This is a genomic window from Roseobacter sp. HKCCA0882, assembly GCF_037805225.1.
Classification (GTDB): Bacteria; Pseudomonadota; Alphaproteobacteria; order Rhodobacterales; family Rhodobacteraceae; genus M30B80.
Genome location: NZ_JBBLYI010000002.1, coordinates 135941 through 153350 on the forward strand (window position 1 = coordinate 135941; position 17410 = coordinate 153350).

15 protein-coding genes are annotated in these 17410 nt (G+C 55.6%); 10 read left to right on the plus strand and 5 right to left on the minus strand.

The genetic code is table 11. The annotated features are described in order from the left end of the window. The first annotated feature begins 64 nt into the window (after positions 1–64). The 6 genes from AAC622_RS08910 (at position 65) to AAC622_RS08935 (ending at position 6784) form a co-directional block, all read left to right on the plus strand. Positions 65–1129 carry a rod shape-determining protein gene (locus tag AAC622_RS08910; protein ID WP_411567104.1) on the plus strand — a complete coding sequence of 355 codons (1065 nt, stop codon included), beginning with the start codon at positions 65–67 and terminating at the stop codon, positions 1127–1129. 61 nt (positions 1130–1190) lie between these two features. Then, the gene (mreC, locus tag AAC622_RS08915) at positions 1191–2138 is read left to right on the plus strand and encodes a rod shape-determining protein MreC (protein WP_340261757.1); all 948 of its coding nucleotides are present in this window, start codon (positions 1191–1193) and stop codon (positions 2136–2138) included. Next, positions 2135–2662, plus strand: a complete 528-nt coding sequence (locus tag AAC622_RS08920; RefSeq protein WP_340261759.1) for a hypothetical protein — start codon at positions 2135–2137, stop codon at positions 2660–2662. Before mreC ends, AAC622_RS08920 begins: the two co-directional genes overlap by 4 nt. 2 nt (positions 2663–2664) lie before the next feature. Continuing rightward, positions 2665–4632 (plus strand): penicillin-binding protein 2, encoded by a 1968-nt coding sequence (mrdA, locus tag AAC622_RS08925; protein ID WP_340261761.1) that lies wholly within the window; start codon positions 2665–2667, stop codon positions 4630–4632. Beyond that, the gene (rodA, locus tag AAC622_RS08930; protein ID WP_340261763.1) at positions 4629–5768 is read left to right on the plus strand and encodes a rod shape-determining protein RodA; all 1140 of its coding nucleotides are present in this window, start codon (positions 4629–4631) and stop codon (positions 5766–5768) included. The genes mrdA and rodA overlap by 4 nt, the downstream gene beginning before the upstream one ends. A 74-nt stretch (positions 5769–5842) precedes the next feature. After that, complete coding sequence (locus AAC622_RS08935; RefSeq protein WP_340261766.1) at positions 5843–6784, plus strand: 2-hydroxyacid dehydrogenase; 942 nt, start codon at positions 5843–5845, stop codon at positions 6782–6784. 74 nt (positions 6785–6858) lie between these two features. On the opposite strand, the gene odhB is transcribed toward AAC622_RS08935, so the two are convergent. From odhB to mdh, 5 genes are all read right to left on the minus strand, one after another. After that, positions 6859–8358 (minus strand): 2-oxoglutarate dehydrogenase complex dihydrolipoyllysine-residue succinyltransferase, encoded by a 1500-nt coding sequence (gene odhB, locus AAC622_RS08940; RefSeq protein ID WP_340261768.1) that lies wholly within the window; start codon positions 8356–8358, stop codon positions 6859–6861. Between the two features lie 5 nt (positions 8359–8363). Next, entirely contained in the window at positions 8364–11324 is a 2961-nt protein-coding gene (locus AAC622_RS08945) for a 2-oxoglutarate dehydrogenase E1 component (protein ID WP_340261769.1), read from the minus strand. A 62-nt stretch (positions 11325–11386) separates the two neighbouring features. After that, the gene (gene sucD / locus AAC622_RS08950) at positions 11387–12268 is read right to left on the minus strand and encodes a succinate--CoA ligase subunit alpha (RefSeq protein ID WP_340261770.1); all 882 of its coding nucleotides are present in this window, start codon (positions 12266–12268) and stop codon (positions 11387–11389) included. A 4-nt stretch (positions 12269–12272) separates the two neighbouring features. Next, entirely contained in the window at positions 12273–13466 is a 1194-nt protein-coding gene (gene sucC, locus AAC622_RS08955) for an ADP-forming succinate--CoA ligase subunit beta (RefSeq protein WP_340261772.1), read from the minus strand. A 277-nt stretch (positions 13467–13743) separates the two neighbouring features. Continuing rightward, positions 13744–14706: a malate dehydrogenase gene (gene mdh / locus AAC622_RS08960; protein ID WP_340261775.1), complete on the minus strand. Its 963-nt coding sequence runs from the start codon at positions 14704–14706 to the stop codon at positions 13744–13746. A 182-nt stretch (positions 14707–14888) separates the two neighbouring features. On the opposite strand from mdh, the gene AAC622_RS08965 reads away from it, so the two are divergent. The 4 genes from AAC622_RS08965 to AAC622_RS08980 all read left to right on the plus strand — a co-directional run bounded on the left by AAC622_RS08965 (position 14889) and on the right by AAC622_RS08980 (position 17399). Next, complete coding sequence (locus AAC622_RS08965; RefSeq protein ID WP_340261777.1) at positions 14889–15641, plus strand: sulfite exporter TauE/SafE family protein; 753 nt, start codon at positions 14889–14891, stop codon at positions 15639–15641. Between the two features lie 117 nt (positions 15642–15758). Next, a complete protein-coding gene (locus AAC622_RS08970; RefSeq protein WP_340261780.1) occupies positions 15759–16637 on the plus strand; it encodes an HpcH/HpaI aldolase/citrate lyase family protein in 879 nt (292 codons plus the stop codon). After that, positions 16637–17191: an NnrU family protein gene (locus AAC622_RS08975; protein ID WP_340261784.1), complete on the plus strand. Its 555-nt coding sequence runs from the start codon at positions 16637–16639 to the stop codon at positions 17189–17191. The genes AAC622_RS08970 and AAC622_RS08975 overlap by 1 nt, the downstream gene beginning before the upstream one ends. Continuing rightward, the gene (locus AAC622_RS08980) at positions 17184–17399 is read left to right on the plus strand and encodes a DUF1737 domain-containing protein (RefSeq protein WP_317656441.1); all 216 of its coding nucleotides are present in this window, start codon (positions 17184–17186) and stop codon (positions 17397–17399) included. Before AAC622_RS08975 ends, AAC622_RS08980 begins: the two co-directional genes overlap by 8 nt. Positions 17400–17410: the final 11 nt, after the last annotated feature.

A 17410-nucleotide genomic window follows, 5' to 3' on the forward strand; every position in this document is an offset into this window, starting at 1 on the left:
GCCTTTGCCTATATGCGGTTCAGAGGATGATCGGCTGCTAACGGGTCAACCTCGGCTGCGTAGGATGACTATTTGGGATCGCCACATTATGGCCTTTGGACTTGGACGACTATTCACTGCCGATATGGCGATTGATTTGGGCACCGCAAACACGCTGGTCTATGTGCGTGGCAAGGGTGTTGTTCTTAACGAACCCTCCGTGGTGGCTTATCAGGTCAAGGACGGCGTGAAAAAGGCACTGGCCTTTGGCGAGGATGCCAAGCTGATGCTGGGCCGCACCCCTGGTTCCATTCAGGCGATCCGTCCGATGCGGGATGGGGTGATTGCAGATTTCGATGTTGCGGAAGAAATGATCAAACATTTCATTCGCAAAGTGCATAAAAGCACAACTTTCACTAAGCCAAAGATTATCGTTTGCGTGCCGCACGGGGCCACCCCCGTTGAAAAGCGCGCAATTCGTCAGTCCGTGTTGGGCGCAGGCGCGCGCAAGGCGGGCCTGATCTCAGAACCCATCGCAGCCGCCATTGGCGCAGGGATGCCCATCACAGACCCAACGGGCAACATGGTTGTTGATATTGGCGGCGGCACCACAGAGGTGGCGGTCTTGTCACTTGCCGATGTGGTCTATGCCCGCTCTGTTCGGGTCGGCGGCGACCGCATGGATGAGGCAATCATCTCCTATCTGCGCCGTCAGCATAACTTGCTTGTTGGGGAAAGCACGGCTGAGCGGATCAAAACAACCATCGGCACCGCAATCATGCCGCGTGATGGCAAAGGGCAAGTTATGGCAATCCGTGGCCGTGACCTTTTAAACGGGGTTCCAAAAGAGATTGAACTGAACCAAGCCCATGTGGCCGAGGCGCTGTCTGAACCTGTGCAACAGATTTGCGAGGCGGTGATGAGCGCGCTTGAAGCGACACCACCAGATTTGGCGGCTGATATCGTAGATCGCGGGGTTATGCTGACAGGTGGCGGTGCACTCTTGGGCGAACTTGATCTGGCGCTGCGTGAACAGACTGGCCTCGCCATTTCCGTTGCGGATGAAAGCCTCAATTGCGTCGCACTTGGCACGGGCAAGGCGCTTGAATATGAAAAGCAACTCCGCCACGCCATTGATTACGAGTCGTGATTGGGTCAGTCTCCTGTCTACGGGCAGAGAGGCTGAGGCGAGATGACAAGGTTATGCGGATATGGCACGGGATAGACACGAGGAAAATCTCGCCAATCCAACACGCCGCCTTTTGGTGGTCATTCTGATCATCGTCCTTTTCGGGTTCATCTTGCTGTGGCGCATTGACAACCCGCGCGCAGAACGCATCCGCGCCGCTGTGGTAGAACGCATCGTTCCCAACATGGAATGGGCTATGGCACCCGTTACTGGGCTTGCGCGGATGGTCGATGATTTCCAATCTTACGCGCGCCTCTACGAACAGAACGAACAGCTGCGCCGCGAGTTGCAACAGATGCGCGCATGGCGCGAGGCGGCGATTCAGCTTGAACAAGAAAATGCCCGCCTCTTGGATTTGAACCGCGTTCAGCCTGACCCATCGCTGACTTGGATTTCAGGGATTGTTTTGGCTGATAGCGGATCGCCGTTCCGCCGCTCAGTTCTGCTGAATGTGGGCGCGCGCGATGGGGTGGAAGACGGATGGGCCGCTATGGACGGGCTTGGCTTGGTCGGACGGATCGCGGGCCTTGGGGAACGCACAGCGCGCGTTTTATTGTTGACCGATAGCAACAGCCGCGTGCCTGTATTGATCCAACCATCTGGGCAGCAGGCCTTGCTGACAGGCGACAACAGCGCCGCCCCGCTTATTGATTTCATCGAAACCCCCGAAGACATCGCCGCAGGGGATCGTATCGTGACATCGGGCGCGGACGGATTATACCCTGCGGGGCTGTTGGTTGGCCAAGTGGTCGTTGACCCAGAACGCGACCTGCGCGCACGGCTTGCTGCTGATTTTGGTCGGCTGAATTTCCTGCGGGTCATGCGCAACCCCGATGTTGTGCCGCTCAATGACAGCGACACATTGATCGGCCCGCCCTTGCCCGAAAATGGGGGAACAGGGGATCAGATCGAAGCCGACCCCGTGCCAGAAACCGCCGCAGCACAAGACACGGAGGGGGATGGCACATGACCGACCCTTTGACCCTCCGCATATGGATTTATCGCGCTTATTATCTGGCGCTCTGCCTGTTCATCCTTCTTTGGCAAATCCTGCCTTTAGGTTTTGACGAAGGTAGTCTGCCAAGCCCCGACTTGATCACGGCGCTAACCCTTGCTTGGCTGCTCAGGCATCCCAATGTTGTCCCGCTTGGGGCTATTGCCATCGTTTTCTTGATCTCAGACTTTTTGACCCACGCGCCTGTCGGCTTGGGTGCGCTGCTGATAGTCTTAGCCACCGAAAGTCTGCGCAAACGCCAACCGCAAATCGAAAACATGACGTTTCTCAGCGAGTTCGGCACTGTGATCGCCGTGATCTTGTCTGTTACTTTGGCCGAGCGGGTGCTTTTGACATTGCTTTTGGCGGATCAGCCCCCCTTTGGCGAGGTGGCCTTGCACGCGATTGTGACCATCGCAGCTTACCCTGCGCTGGTTGTGATCTCGAAATATTTGCTTGGTTTGGATAAACTATCCGCCGCAGACCCAGACAATGTTTAACCATGGCCCGCAGTCAGAAACGCAAAAACCAAGATAATAACGCGCAAATGTCCCGCCGCGCGTTGGTTTTGGGTGGGCTTATGAGCACCACCTGCCTCGTGCTGGCAGGGCGCATGCGTTATTTGCAACTTGAGCGGGCTGATGATTTTCGGCTTTTGGCCGAAGAAAATCGGATCAACCTCCGCCTGTTGCCCCCTGCGCGTGGGGTGATCTATGACCGCCATGGCACAGTTCTGGCAGACAACTCGCCCAATTACCGCATCACGATGGTGCGCGAGGATGCGGGGGATGTGGATTTGGTGCTGTCGCGCTTGAGCCGCATTGTGAATATCGACCGCGCGAAACTAGATCGGGCACGTGACGAGATGATGTCCCGCCCGCCCTTCGTGCCTGTCACCATCGCAGATCGTCTATCATGGGAGGAGTTCTCTCTGGTTTCGGTCAATGCCCCCGCACTTCCAGGGATCACGCCTGATGTGGGATTGTCGCGGGATTATCCGCTTGGGGCAGATTTCTCTCACGTTGTGGGCTATGTGGGGCCTGTCTCGGACTATTATCTTGAGACGACAGGGGACACGGATCCCGTGCTGCAAATCCCCGATTTCCAAGTCGGGCGCTACAATGTCGAAGCGCGGCTTGAGGATGTCTTGCGCGGGCGCGCAGGCAGCAAGCGGGTCGAGGTGAACGCCGCAGGTCGCGTGATGCGCGAGCTTGACCGCAGTGAGGCCCAACCTGGTGCGGATGTGCGACTGACAGTTGATGCCTATCTCCAAAACTATGCCGAAGCGCGGCTTGAAGGCGAAAGCGCGGGCGCGGTGGTGATCGACACCCAAAATGGCGACATTCTCGCCTTGGCCTCAGCGCCCACCTATGATCCGAACCTCTTTGTGCGCGGCATCCCATCGTCCATCTGGGAAACGCTCAACACCGACCCCTACCGCCCCTTGGCCAATAAAGCCACGCAGGGCCTCTACCCGCCCGGATCGACCTATAAAATGGTCGTGGCCTTGGCCGCGCTAGAGGCAGGGCTAATTGATCCGTCCGACACTGTGTTTTGTAGTGGATCCCTACAGTTGGGCAATCGGCGCTTTCATTGCTGGAAGCGGGGCGGCCATGGTCGGATGGATATGGTGCAAAGCATCGCGCAAAGCTGTGACGTCTATTATTACGATCTTGCGCAACGCGTGGGCATTGATGCCATCTCAGCCATGGCCGAACGGCTGGGCTGCGGCGTGCGCCATGATGTGCCTCTTTCAGGCGTGGCAACGGGCATTGCACCCACGATGGATTGGAAATTATCCAACCGTGGCGAGCCATGGGTGATGGGCGACACGCTCAACGCGTCAATCGGTCAGGGCTTTATTCTTAATTCACCGTTGCAACTGGCTGTGATGACCGCGCGCCTTGCCTCTGGCCTAAACCTTAATCCGCGCCTTATTCGCAGCGTAGACGGGGTGGAACCTGATTACCTTGCCATCATGCCTTTGGATGTAAATCCTGCCAATCTGGCAAAAATTCGCGATGGGATGTTTGAAGTCTCCAATGGGTCGCGCGGCACAGCCTTAGGCAGCCGCACTGTTTTGCAGGACTATTTGATTGCGGGCAAAACAGGCACAAGCCAAGTGCGCAATATCACCGCCGCCGAGCGGGCCGCAGGCGTGATCCGCAATGAAGACCTGCCGTGGGAGCGGCGCGATCATGCCCTTTTTGTGGGCTATGCCCCCGCACATGCACCACGCTATGCCATTGCGCTGATCGTGGAACATGGCGGCGGTGGGTCGGCGGCAGCAGCGCCCCTTGCGCGCGACATTTTGCTTTATGCGATGTTTGATGATCTGCCCCCGTTGGACGCCTATCCCGCAAACCAGCGCGCGGCAGTACAGGAGCGCCATGCCGCCATGACCCTTTTGCCGCGACGCGGCAGTCCAGATGCCCCAACATCTGGCACCACAGGGACAAGCCGCGCATGAGTTTTTCACTCTACCAGATCAATACGATGCCAAGCGGGTGGCGCAAGGTTCTGTATTTCAACTGGCCGCTTGTGTTACTTCTGACCCTTGTAGCCTGCATCGGGTTTATGATGCTTTATTCGGTTGCGGGGGGCTCAACACGACCTTGGGTCATTCCGCAAGTGCAGCGTTTCGCGCTCGGCATGGCCGCAATGTTCATCATCGCGCTGATCCCAATTGCCTTTTGGCGGATGGTGTCATGGTTGGGCTATGCGTTCTCGCTTGTGTTGCTGCTCGTGGTCGAGTTTTTCGGCACGGTCGGTATGGGCGCACAACGATGGATTGACCTTGGTGGGTTCCGCTTGCAGCCCTCCGAATTGGCAAAAATCACCATCGTGATGGTCTTGGCCGCCTATTATGCGCGCCTCGATACCACGAAGAAATCGCATCCGCTCTATATCCTGCCGCCCCTGCTCTTGATCTTGGTGCCTGTGTTTTTGACCCTCAAGCAGCCCGATTTGGGCACAGCCCTCCTGCTGCTTTTGGGCGGTGGCGCGGTGGTTTTTGCCGCAGGCGTTCACTGGGCCTATTTTGGCGGGTTGATTGCGGCGGGCGTGGGCGCGGCCTTTGCTGTGTTCGCATCACGCGGCACATCATGGCAATTGATCAAAGATTACCAATTCCGCCGCATCGACACCTTCCTCGATCCAACCCAAGACCCGCTTGGCGCCGGATACCACATCACCCAAAGTCAGATCGCGCTTGGATCGGGCGGGTTTTCTGGACGGGGATTTATGGAAGGCACGCAAAGCCGCTTAAACTTTTTGCCCGAAAAACACACCGATTTCATCTTCACGACCTTGGCTGAGGAATTTGGCTTTATCGGTGCATCCTCCCTCCTGTTTATCTATCTACTGATTGTAGCCTTGTGTATTTGGACGGCCCTTTCTACCAAAGATCGCTTTGCCTCGCTTCTTAGCATTGGGATTGCAGCAACTTTTTTCCTCTACTTCGCGATCAATATGGCAATGGTCATGGGGTTGGCCCCCGTGGTGGGCGTGCCTTTGCCGCTCGTCTCTTATGGCGGCTCAGCAATGATGGTGCTTTTAGCAGCGTTTGGTTTGGTGCAATCGGCCCATATCCATCGTCCACGCTAAAGTGAAATTGGCGGGTTTTCCCGCCCTGCGCCCTCTGATAGCCCTAATCGCATCTCATATTTCAGGAGCAGGCCATGCCATCCCCCACCATCCTTTTCGCTGCAAAATCTGAAAAATGGGCGGAATATGAACCCGCACTGCGCAAGGCGTTGCAGAAGGCAGGGGTTGATACCATGGGCCTAACCACTGAAGCTGACCCAGCTGAGGTGGATTATATCATCTACGCCCCCAATTCGGGGCTACAGGATTTTACCCCCTTCACCCGCGCAAAGGCCGTGCTGAGCCTTTGGGCAGGGGTTGAGGATATTGTCGGCAATGAAACAATCACCATGCCGCTTGCCCGCATGGTCGATTATGGCCTAACGCAAGGTATGCTCGAATTCGTCATGGGTCATGTGCTGCGTTATCACCTCATGATTGACGATTTCCTTGCAGGGCAAGATGGGGTCTGGCGCCCCAATTTGGTGCCGCCCTTGGCGCGGGATCGCAAGGTGACCATCTTGGGTCTTGGTGTATTGGGCGCGGCTGCAGCGCAAAGCCTTGCGCGGATTGGCTTTGATGTCGCAGGCTGGTCGCGAAGCCCCAAATCAATCGAAGGCATCGCGTGCTATCATGGTGAAGACGGGCTTTTCGATGCAATGCGCCATGCCGAGATTTTGGTAACACTTCTGCCCGACACCGCCGCCACGCGCGGGCTGATCAATCAAACCACCCTCGCCGCCCTGCCCCATGGGGCCAAGATCATCAACCCTGGGCGCGGCAGTTTGATCGAGGATGCCGCGCTTTTGGCCGCCCTTGATACAGGCAAGATCGCAGCGGCCACTTTGGATGTTTTCACCATCGAACCCCTGCCTGCCTCACATCCCTATTGGCGCCATCCACGGGTCACTGTAACCCCGCATATCGCCTCTGCCACAAGGGCCGAGACGGCATCGGAAACCATTGCCGAGAATATCCGCCGTGGTGAGGCGGGCGAGGCCCTCTTGCATCTGGTGGATCGCGCGGCAGGGTATTAGGCAGCAAAAAGCCCCCATCCGATGCAGCCAGAACGGGGGCGTTTCGCGGTCGTGTTCTCAGTCGTTTGTGGGGATCAGAGATCCATCAACAAACGGCGTGGGTCTTCCAGTGCATCCTTGACGCGGACAAGGAAGGTCACCGCGCCTTTGCCATCGACAATGCGGTGGTCATAGGACAACGCCAGATACATCATTGGGCGGATTTTGATCTCGCCATTGATGACCATGGGGCGGTCTTGGATTTTATGCATCCCCAAAATACCCGATTGTGGCGGGTTCAAAATCGGCGAGGACATGAGCGAGCCGTAAACCCCACCATTCGAAATGGTGAACGTGCCGCCCTGCATCTCGGCCATAGACAGCTTGCCATCGCGCGCGCGCTTGCCCTTTTCGGCAATCGCCTTTTCGATTTCGGCAAAAGACATCTGATCGGCGTTACGGATCACTGGCACAACCAGACCCTGTGGCGTGCCTGCCGCGATGCCCATATGTACAAAGTTTTTGTAGACGATGTCGGTGCCATCGATTTCAGCGTTCACCTCAGGCACCTCTTTTAAGGCGTGGATACAGGCCTTGGTGAAGAAGGACATAAAGCCCAAACGCGCGCCGTGCTTCTTTTCGAACTCGTCTTTATAGGCGTTGCGCAGGGCCATCACCTCGGTCATGTCCACCTCGTTATAGGTGGTCAGGATCGCTGCAGTGTTTTGCGCATCTTTCAGACGCTTTGCAATCGTCTGGCGCAGACGGGTCATTTTGACCCGTTCTTCGCGGGCAGCATCCTCGGCGGCGACAGGCGCACGCGGAGCGGCGGCAGGGGCAGCAGCAGGCGCTGCAGCGGGGGCAATTGCGGCCTTCAAAACATCTTCTTTCATGATGCGTCCATCCTTGCCCGAGCCTTGAACAGCCGCGGGGTCAATGCCTTTTTCCGCCATCAGCTTCTTGGCTGATGGGGCATCTTCTACATCCCGACCTCTGCTTGTCGGTGCAGCGGCAGCAGGGGCCGCAGCGGGTGCTGCGGCAGGGGCGGCGACAGCCGCGCCATCGGTGGAAATGACACCAAGCTGCCCGCCTGCATTTACGGTCGCACCTTCGGCCGCATCAATGCGCGCCAAAACACCTGCAGCGGGGGCGGGAACCTCGACCGACACTTTGTCCGTTTCCAATTCACACAGCATCTCGTCTTGCGCGACCGTATCGCCGACCTGTTTGAACCATGTGGCGATGGTGGCTTCGGTCACAGACTCGCCCAACGCGGGAACCATAATATCGACCGATGCACCCGAAGACGCAGCGGCCGCTGGCTTTGCGGCAGGGGCCGCAGCATTGGTGCCTGCACCCGAGGCCGCAATTGTGGCGAGCAAAGCATCAACGCCAACCGTCTCGCCCTCGCCCGCAACGATCTCGCCCAATGTGCCTGCGGCGGGGGCAGGAACTTCAACAGTCACTTTATCGGTTTCCAATTCGCACAGCATCTCATCCTGCGCGACTGTATCCCCTGGTTTTTTGAACCAAGTTGCCACGGTGGCCTCGGTCACGGATTCGCCCAAAGTGGGCACGCGGACTTCTGTCGCCATTGTCTTTACCCTTCGATCGTCAGCGCTTCGTTGATGAGCGCGGTTTGCTGTGCTTTATGTTGTGAGGCTAGGCCAGTCGCAGGCGAAGCCGAAGCAGCGCGGCCTGCATAAGTGGCGCGGCTATGGGTTGCCCCAATCCGTGTCAGAACCCATTCAAGATTTGGTTCAACGAATGTCCAAGCCCCTTGGTTTTTCGGCTCTTCCTGACACCAGACAATCTCTGCGGTCTTAAAGCGCTCCAATTCCTTCATCAGCGACATCGCAGGGAATGGATAGAATTGCTCAAGACGCAAGAGATAGACATCATCCAGACCACGCGCATCGCGCTCTTCAAGCAAGTCATAATAGACCTTGCCTGAACTGATGACGACACGGCGGATTTTATCGTCTGATTTCAGCTTGAGATCCGAACTGCCATATTGGGCATCATCCCACAGCACGCGGTGGAAGGAAGACCCTGTTGTGAACTCCTCCGCCCGTGAGACGGCCTTTTTATGCCGCAAAAGGGATTTCGGCGTCATCAGAACCAATGGCTTACGGAAGCTGCGATGGATCTGGCGGCGCAAGATATGGAAATAATTGGCCGGTGTGGTGCAATTGGCCACAATCCAGTTATCTTGACCGCACATTTGCAAGAACCGCTCAAGACGCGCGGAGGAATGCTCGGGGCCTTGGCCCTCAAACCCGTGCGGCAACAGCATCACCAATCCAGACATCCGCAACCATTTGCTTTCGCCCGATGAGATGAATTGGTCAAACATGATTTGTGCGCCATTGGCGAAATCACCAAATTGCGCTTCCCACATGACCAAGGCATTCGGTTCCGCAAGGCTGTAGCCATATTCAAAGCCCAGCACCGCATATTCGGACAGCATCGAGTCGATGACCTCGTAGCGCGCTTGGCCCTCACGAATGTTATTGAGAGGATAATAGCGTTCCTCGCTCTCCTGATGGATCAGGCCCGAATGGCGCTGGCTGAATGTGCCACGGGTGCTGTCTTGGCCTGCAAGGCGAACTGGATATCCTTCGGTCAGCAAGCTGCCAAAGGCCAAAGCCTCGGCAGTCGCCCAATCAAACCCTTGGCCCGTGTCGAACATCTCTTGTTTCGTTTCCAAAAGACGCGCCACAGTCTTATGCAGCACGAAGTTCTGGGGCGCGGTCACCAAGGCCTTGCCGATCTCTTTCATCGTCTTGGGCTTGATTGCTGTCTCACCGCGTTGGTAATCCTCGCCCTCGCGGTTGAGATGACTCCAACGGCCATCAAGCCAATCCGCTTTGTTAGGCTTATATTCCTTACCTGCCTCAAACTCATCATTCAGACGGGCTTGGAAGGCCGCCTTCATATCTTCGATTTCACCTTCGGGGATCAGCCCGTCCTGCACTAAACGCTCGGTATAGAGTTGCAAGGTCGTTTTGTGCTTCTTGATGCGGTTATACATCATCGGGTTGGTGAACATCGGCTCATCGCCTTCGTTGTGACCAAAGCGGCGATAGCAGAAGATATCAATCACAACATCTTTGCCGAATTTCTGACGGAATTCCGTAGCAACTTTTGCAGCATGAACAACGGCTTCGGGATCGTCCCCGTTGACATGGAAAATCGGCGCCTCAACCATCAAAGCAATATCTGTTGGATAGGGCGAGGAACGGCTGAAATGGGGCGCAGTGGTGAAGCCGATTTGGTTATTCACCACGATATGGATTGTGCCGCCTGTGCGGTGACCGCGCAGTCCCGAAAGCCCCAAGCCTTCTGCAACAACACCCTGCCCCGCAAAGGCCGCATCACCATGCAAAAGGATACCCAAAACTTGGTGACGTTCTGTGTCGCCCAACTGATCTTGCTTGGCGCGCACTTTGCCCAGAACAACGGGGTTAACCGCCTCAAGGTGGCTTGGGTTCGCGGTCAAGGAAAGGTGGACAGTGTTATCATCAAAAGTGCGATCCGAAGACGCGCCCAAGTGATATTTCACATCCCCTGATCCATCGACATCCTCAGGCTTAAAGCTGCCGCCTTGGAATTCGTTGAAAATCGCGCGGTAAGGTTTGCCCATCACATTGGCCAAAACGCTGAGACGCCCGCGGTGGGGCATGCCAATCACGATTTCCTTCACGCCAAGCGCGCCACCGCGTTTGATGATTTGCTCCATCGCGGGGATCAACGCCTCGCCACCATCAAGGCCGAAACGCTTTGTGCCCATGTATTTCACATGTAGGAATTTCTCGAAACCTTCGGCCTCGACCAATTTGTTCAAGATGGCCTTACGGCCCTCTCGGGTGAAGGCGATCTCTTTGCCATAACCCTCAATCCGCTCTTTGAGCCAGCTGGACTGCTCGGGATCAGAGATGTGCATATATTGCAGGGCAAATGTGCCACAATAGGTGCGCTTCACGATCTCCATGATCTGGCGCATTGATGCCATTTGCAGGCCCAAAACATTATCGATGAAAATCGGACGATCCATATCCGCATCGGTGAAACCATAGCTGCGCAGATCAAGTTCTGGGTGGGGGATATGGTCGCGCATGCCAAGCGGGTCGATATCGGCAATCAAATGACCACGGATACGATAGGCGCGGATGATCATCAGTGCGCGGATACTGTCCAAAACAGCGCGCTGCACCTGTGCATCGGTCAACTCGATGCCTGCATCTGCCGCCTTTTCGCGGATTTTCTTTTCTGCGCCTTTGACTTCGACCGCTGCGGCGGGCCACTCACCCGTGAGCGCATGGGTCAAATCATCGGCAGGCTGCAACGGCCAGTCACCACGCGCCCAAGAGGGGCCTGCGGCCTCGGCCTTTGCGTCAGCTGGTGCATCGCCAAGCGAAGCAAAAAACGCCCGCCAACTTTCTTCGACCGAATTTGGGTCTTGCGCATAACGCGCGTAAAGCTGTTCGAGATATTCGGCATTATGCCCCTGCATAAAGCTTGAGGCGTGGAAGATATCATTCGGGCTTTGTTCAGTCATGACCGCACCTGAGAAATGGAATAGCCCCGCACGATCAAATTGAGCGCGCGAGGCAACTGTGTTTAACCGATTGCTTTGAGAACCGCTTCACCAAGGGTTGCGGGGCTGTCTGCCACCACGATCCCTGCGGATTTCATCGCTTCGATCTTATCGTCTGCTCCGCCTTTGCCGCCGGCAACAATGGCGCCAGCATGACCCATGCGGCGGCCTGGAGGGGCCGTGCGCCCTGCAATAAAGCCCGCCACAGGCTTCTTGCGGCCACGCTTGGCTTCGTCTTTGAGGAATTGCGCCGCTTCTTCTTCCGCGGAACCACCAATTTCACCGATCATGATAATCGATTGGGTTTCATCGTCCGCCAAGAACCATTCCAACACATCCAAATGTTCGGTGCCTTTGATGGGGTCACCCCCGATGCCGACACAAGTGGACTGGCCCAGACCGACATCTGTGGTTTGCTTCACAGCCTCATAAGTCAATGTGCCAGAGCGCGACACCACGCCAACCGACCCGCGGCGATGGATATGGCCAGGCATGATGCCGATTTTGCAGGCGTCAGGTGTAATCACACCGGGGCAGTTTGGCCCGATCAGCTTGGAGGATGAATTCTCCAAAGCACGCTTGACCTTCATCATATCCAGCACAGGGATGCCTTCGGTGATGCAGATGATCAATTCCATCTCGGCATCAATCGCCTCAAGGATGGAGTCAGCCGCAAAGGGCGGTGGCACATAGATCACCGATGCGTTTGCTTCGGTCTTGGCTTTCGCCTCATGCACACTGTCAAAAACGGGGAGGTTGAGATGGGTCTGACCGCCTTTACCAGGGGTCACGCCACCAACCATTTTTGTGCCGTAAGCAATCGCCTGTTCCGAGTGGAATGTGCCTTGGCTTCCCGTGAAACCCTGACAAATGACTTTTGTATTTTCATCGACAAGAACAGCCATAAGCTCAGCCTTTCACCGCTTTAACGATTTTCTGGGCCGCGTCCGACAGATTGTCAGCCGCGATCACATTGAGGCCAGAAGTGTTGATGATCTCCTTGCCCTTCTCCACGTTTGTGCCTTCAAGGCGCACGACCAGTGGCACCTGCAGACCCACCTCTTTCACTGCGGCCACAACGCCTTCGGCGATGATGTCGCAGCGCATGATGCCGCCAAAAATATTCACAAGAATACCTTTTACGTTGGGGTCAGAGGTGATGATTTTGAACGCCTCGGTCACCTTTTCCTTGGTTGCACCGCCGCCCACATCAAGGAAGTTCGCGGGCTCAGCGCCATAAAGCTTGATGATATCCATCGTGGCCATTGCAAGACCAGCGCCGTTGACCATACAGCCAATCTCGCCATCAAGCGCGATGTAGTTCAGGTCAAATTTGGACGCGGCCAATTCTTTGGCGTCTTCTTCGGTCTCATCGCGCAGCGCCGCAATATCCGCATGGCGATAAATGGCGTTGCCGTCAAAACTAACTTTCGCGTCTAGCACCTTAAGGCTGCCCTCATCCGTCACGATCAGCGGGTTGATTTCCAACATCTCCATATCTTTCTCAACGAAGGCCTTATAGAGGATGCCCATCAGGCTTACGCATTCTTTGACCTGCTTGCCTTCAAAGCCAAGCGCAAAGGCAATGCGGCGCCCGTGGAAGGCTTGGTATCCAGTGGCAGGATCAACAGCGAAAGACAGGATTTTCTCTGGTGTCTTTGCGGCCACATCTTCGATATCGATGCCGCCCTCAGTGGAGCAGACGAAGGAGATACGGCTCGATTGGCGATCCACCAAAAGGGCGAGGTAAAGCTCGCGCTCAATGCCCGACCCATCTTCGATATAGATGCGATTCACAACTTTGCCGACGGGGCCAGTTTGATGGGTCACAAGGGTGCGGCCCAACATCTTTTTGGCTTCGGCTGCGGCCTCTTCGACCGACTTGGCAAGGCGCACGCCGCCTTTTTCGCCCGCATCGGATTCTGTGAACTTACCCTTGCCGCGACCGCCTGCGTGGATCTGCGCCTTGACCACCCAAAGCGGGCCATCCAATTCGCCCGCTGCGGTTTTGGCCTCTTCGGCTTTCAGAACAACGCGGCCATCACTGACCGGTGCGCCGTATTGGCGAAGCAAGGCTTTCGCCTGATATTCATGAATGTTCATGAAACTGTCCCGTGTGTTGCTGTCGTTTCACGGCGTGTAAGCACATCCCGCCGCATAAAATAAACGGCAATCTGCCCAACAGCTTAGTTTTAAGCGCAAAATTCGACATTTGTGATCACAGAAAAAATAAGCGTGATCACAAACGGGTTTCCAAGGCAGGGCTGCGGCCTACTCGCCTTAAGAGTGTATTAACTTTGCCGACTCACCATCCATCAAAACCAAAAAAGGCGGCGCTAAGCGCCGCCTTTTAGATAGGTTTCGGAATTCTCCGCTTAGATCAAGCGAGGCTCTCATCGATGCCTTTACAAGCATCCACAAGACCCTTCACGGCAGCGACAGAATTGTCGAACATCGCTTGCTCGTCTTTGGTCAGCTTGATCTCAACGATGCGCTCAACACCACCTGCACCGATGACTGTGGGAACACCCACATACATGCCTTTCAAGCCAAACTGGCCATCACAATAGGCCGCGCATGGCAAAACACGCTTCTGGTCTTTGAGATAGGCTTCGGCCATCTCAATCGCGGATGTCGCAGGCGCATAGAATGCAGAGCCCGTTTTCAAAAGACCCACGATTTCAGCCCCACCATCGCGAGTGCGCTGCACGATAGCATCCAAGCGATCCTTCGTTGTCCAACCCATTTCAATCAGGTCAGGCAAAGGAATACCTGCAACTGTTGAGTAGCGCACAGACGGCACCATCGTGTCACCATGACCGCCCAAAACAAACGCCGTCACATCTTTCATGGACACATCAAACTCTTCCGCCAAGAAATGGCGGAAACGCGCGCTGTCCAAAACGCCTGCCATGCCGCAAACCTTTTCATGCGGCAGACCAGAAAATTCGCGCAAGGCCCAAACCATCGCATCCAATGGGTTGGTGATACAGATCACAAAGGCATTGGGCGCATGATCGCGAATGCCTTCGCCAACAGATTTCATGACTTTGAGGTTGATCCCCAAGAGATCATCGCGACTCATGCCAGGCTTACGTGGAACACCTGCAGTCACAATGCATACATCAGCGCCCGCGATATCGGCGTAATCATTCGTGCCCTTAAGCTTGGCATCGAATTTTTCAGAAGGCCCAGATTCGGCGATATCAAGGGCTTTGCCCTGAGGGGTGCCCTCGGCGATATCAAAAAGGACAACGTCGCCCAATTCTTTCAGCGCCGCGAGATGGGCAAGCGTGCCGCCAATCTGTCCTGCGCCGATCAGTGCAATCTTAGGTCTGGCCATGAGATATGTCTCCGGATCCGAGTTGAAACTGAAGCGACCCCTACAACCGCCCCTGCCTTGTTGCAAGTCTCTGCGCTGCGGCACAAAGCGCATCACGCACCATATGCGGCCCGAGCATCGGGGGTTTCCCTTCACTCAAAACACTGTATTTTGGTCATAATTCAGCAAACAAAGAGGGCAAAATGCTAGAGGGATGGCTATGGCTGCTGGCGGCATTTGCGGTCTTTGTCGGAGGCATGTCAAAGGGCGGATTTGGGTCTAGCATTGGGTTTGTTTCGTCAGCGATTCTCGCTGTCGTGCTGGAGCCAACCCACGCCTTGGCCCTTATGCTGCCCCTTCTGATCATCATGGATTTCTCAGCCCTCAAACCCTATTGGAAGCAATGGGATGGCCCCTCAACCCGGGTGCTTGTGATTGGGTCTGTCTTTGGCTGTATCGCTGGGATCTTATTGTTCAAAATCATCTCAGCTGATGCGCTGCGCCTCCTGATTGGGGCGATTGCATTGCTCTTTCCCCTGTTTCAATTGGCTCGCGCGCGGGGATGGATTTCCCCGCAACCGCGCGATTTCTCAAGTCGCGATGGCATCATCGCGGGCGTCGCAGCAGGCTTCACAAGCTTTATTTCCCACGCAGGCGGGCCTGCGGTAGCGGTGTTTATGCTGTCGCAACGCAATGTGGGAAAGACAGTATACCAAGCAACCACGGTTATTGTGTTTTGGGCAATCAACCTGATGAAATTCGCAAGCTACGCCTATCTTGGCCTCTTCTCATGGGACTTGATGGGCGATGTGGCGCTGCTTGCCCCTGTTGCCATTTTCGGCACATGGGTGGGTGTTAAGGCCCATCACGCCATCCCAGAGCGGCTATTTTTCGGCATCACCTATGTCGCATTGGTGCTAACGGGCGTGAAGTTAATTTACGATGGGCTATTCTGATCTATCAGGCGCGCGCAACAAAATTTCCTACAGATGCGTCAAAACGTAACTTGCGGTCGCGCACTCATCCTGCTTTTTATGCTGCAACGCAGAATCAATCAGCCCAAAGGTGGCCATATGTCCGATTCATCCGCACGCAGCGCCCGCCCTTATCGCTCCGTTCTCTATATTCCTGCCTCTAAGGAACGTGCCTTGGAAAAGGCGCAGACGCTTCAAACTGATGCGATTATCTTTGACCTTGAAGATGCTGTCGCCCCTGATGAGAAAATACCAGCGCGCGACATTCTTAAAAATCGCCTGCAACAGGGCGGCTATGGCAAGCGCGCACAAATCGTGCGGATCAACGGCAGCGACACAGTCTGGGGCAAGGATGATCTGGCCGCTCTTGCCGCGATTGGCCCTGAAGCGATCTTACTGCCAAAAGTGAACACCGCCGCAGATATCGAGGCGGTTGCGGCCCTACTCGACACCATACCCGCAGCGCGGGATACCCAGATTTGGGCGATGATGGAAACGCCACTGGGCATCTTGAATGCCGCCGCGATTGCCGCAGCCCCACGCATGGCGGGTTTCATTATGGGCACGAATGATTTGGCCAAGGATTTAGGATCGCGCAGCAGAGGCGCGATGCATTTCGCGCTGCAGTCCTGCCTTATGGCGGCGCGCGCCCATGGGATTGTTTGTATTGATGGGGTGTATAACGCTTTTAAAGATGAAGACGGTCTTCATGCCGAATGCCTTGAGGGGCGCGATTGGGGCATGGATGGAAAAACCTTGATCCATCCCGCGCAACTTGAGATTGCAAATAAGGTCTTTTCTCCGTCTGAGGCTGAAATTGACCTCGCCCGCCGACAGATAGATGCCTATGATGCCGCCATCGCGCGTGGCGAGGCGGTCGCGGTTGTAGATGGTAAGATCGTTGAAAACCTCCATGTCGAGACAGCCCGTGCCATGCTTGCAAAAGCAGAAGCAATTGCAGAATTGGAGCAAATTTAATGGGCTATCTCCTTCTCATCCTTGGGCTTGTCCTGTTCGCGGGCGGACATTGGGTCAAACGGCTTGCACCTGATTTTCGTGCCAACATGGGGGATCCAAAAGGTCGGCTGATCCTGACCCTTGCGACGCTTGCAGGTGTTGTGCTGATGATCATCGGCTATCGTGCAGCACCCGTGGTGCAGATTTGGTCACCCCCAGCCTTCTTCACCCATATCAACAATCTTTTGGTGCAGATCGCGTTCTGGCTGTTCGCGCTTTCGCACATGTCAGGCACCCTCTCGGCCCGCATCCGCCACAAACAATTGTCTGCGATTAAGGCTTGGGCCATTGCCCACCTTTTGGTGAATGGCGATTTGGCCTCAATCATTTTGTTTGGGGGAATGTTGGCTTGGGCTGTGGCCTCAGTCATCATCATCAACCGCCAAGGTCGCGATTGGGTGCGTCCCGCCAATCCAAGTATCGTCAAGGACATCTTGGCCTTGGTCATCGGGATCATCGTGATGGGCATTGTGGGCTATATCCACACATTACTGGGGTATTTCCCCTATGGCTGAGTCAAACGTAATTTATAGGCTTCTCACCGAAGAGGACACATCGGCCTTCTGCCACAAAGTGTCGGATGCGTTGGCGAAGGGATGGGTGCTCTATGGCAGTCCATCCTATGCCTTTGATCCAAGCACCAACAAAATGCGCTGCGCTCAGGCAGTCACGAAAACTATCGCAGATGCCTACCACCCCGATATGAAACTCGGGCAGCAATAAACACGCAAAGG

What these genes read in the sequence shown, in the direction of transcription:
- AAC622_RS08910 (WP_411567104.1), top strand. Translation starts at nt 65, where the DNA reads ATGACTATTTGGGATCGCCACATTATGGCCTTTGGACTTGGACGACTA.
- mreC (WP_340261757.1), top strand. Translation starts at nt 1,191, where the DNA reads ATGGCACGGGATAGACACGAGGAAAATCTCGCCAATCCAACACGCCGC.
- AAC622_RS08920 (WP_340261759.1), top strand. Translation starts at nt 2,135, where the DNA reads ATGACCGACCCTTTGACCCTCCGCATATGGATTTATCGCGCTTATTAT.
- mrdA (WP_340261761.1), top strand. Translation starts at nt 2,665, where the DNA reads ATGGCCCGCAGTCAGAAACGCAAAAACCAAGATAATAACGCGCAAATG.
- rodA (WP_340261763.1), top strand. Translation starts at nt 4,629, where the DNA reads ATGAGTTTTTCACTCTACCAGATCAATACGATGCCAAGCGGGTGGCGC.
- AAC622_RS08935 (WP_340261766.1), top strand. Translation starts at nt 5,843, where the DNA reads ATGCCATCCCCCACCATCCTTTTCGCTGCAAAATCTGAAAAATGGGCG.
- odhB (WP_340261768.1), bottom strand. Translation starts at nt 8,358, where the DNA reads ATGGCGACAGAAGTCCGCGTGCCCACTTTGGGCGAATCCGTGACCGAG.
- AAC622_RS08945 (WP_340261769.1), bottom strand. Translation starts at nt 11,324, where the DNA reads ATGACTGAACAAAGCCCGAATGATATCTTCCACGCCTCAAGCTTTATG.
- sucD (WP_340261770.1), bottom strand. Translation starts at nt 12,268, where the DNA reads ATGGCTGTTCTTGTCGATGAAAATACAAAAGTCATTTGTCAGGGTTTC.
- sucC (WP_340261772.1), bottom strand. Translation starts at nt 13,466, where the DNA reads ATGAACATTCATGAATATCAGGCGAAAGCCTTGCTTCGCCAATACGGC.
- mdh (WP_340261775.1), bottom strand. Translation starts at nt 14,706, where the DNA reads ATGGCCAGACCTAAGATTGCACTGATCGGCGCAGGACAGATTGGCGGC.
- AAC622_RS08965 (WP_340261777.1), top strand. Translation starts at nt 14,889, where the DNA reads ATGCTAGAGGGATGGCTATGGCTGCTGGCGGCATTTGCGGTCTTTGTC.
- AAC622_RS08970 (WP_340261780.1), top strand. Translation starts at nt 15,759, where the DNA reads ATGTCCGATTCATCCGCACGCAGCGCCCGCCCTTATCGCTCCGTTCTC.
- AAC622_RS08975 (WP_340261784.1), top strand. Translation starts at nt 16,637, where the DNA reads ATGGGCTATCTCCTTCTCATCCTTGGGCTTGTCCTGTTCGCGGGCGGA.
- AAC622_RS08980 (WP_317656441.1), top strand. Translation starts at nt 17,184, where the DNA reads ATGGCTGAGTCAAACGTAATTTATAGGCTTCTCACCGAAGAGGACACA.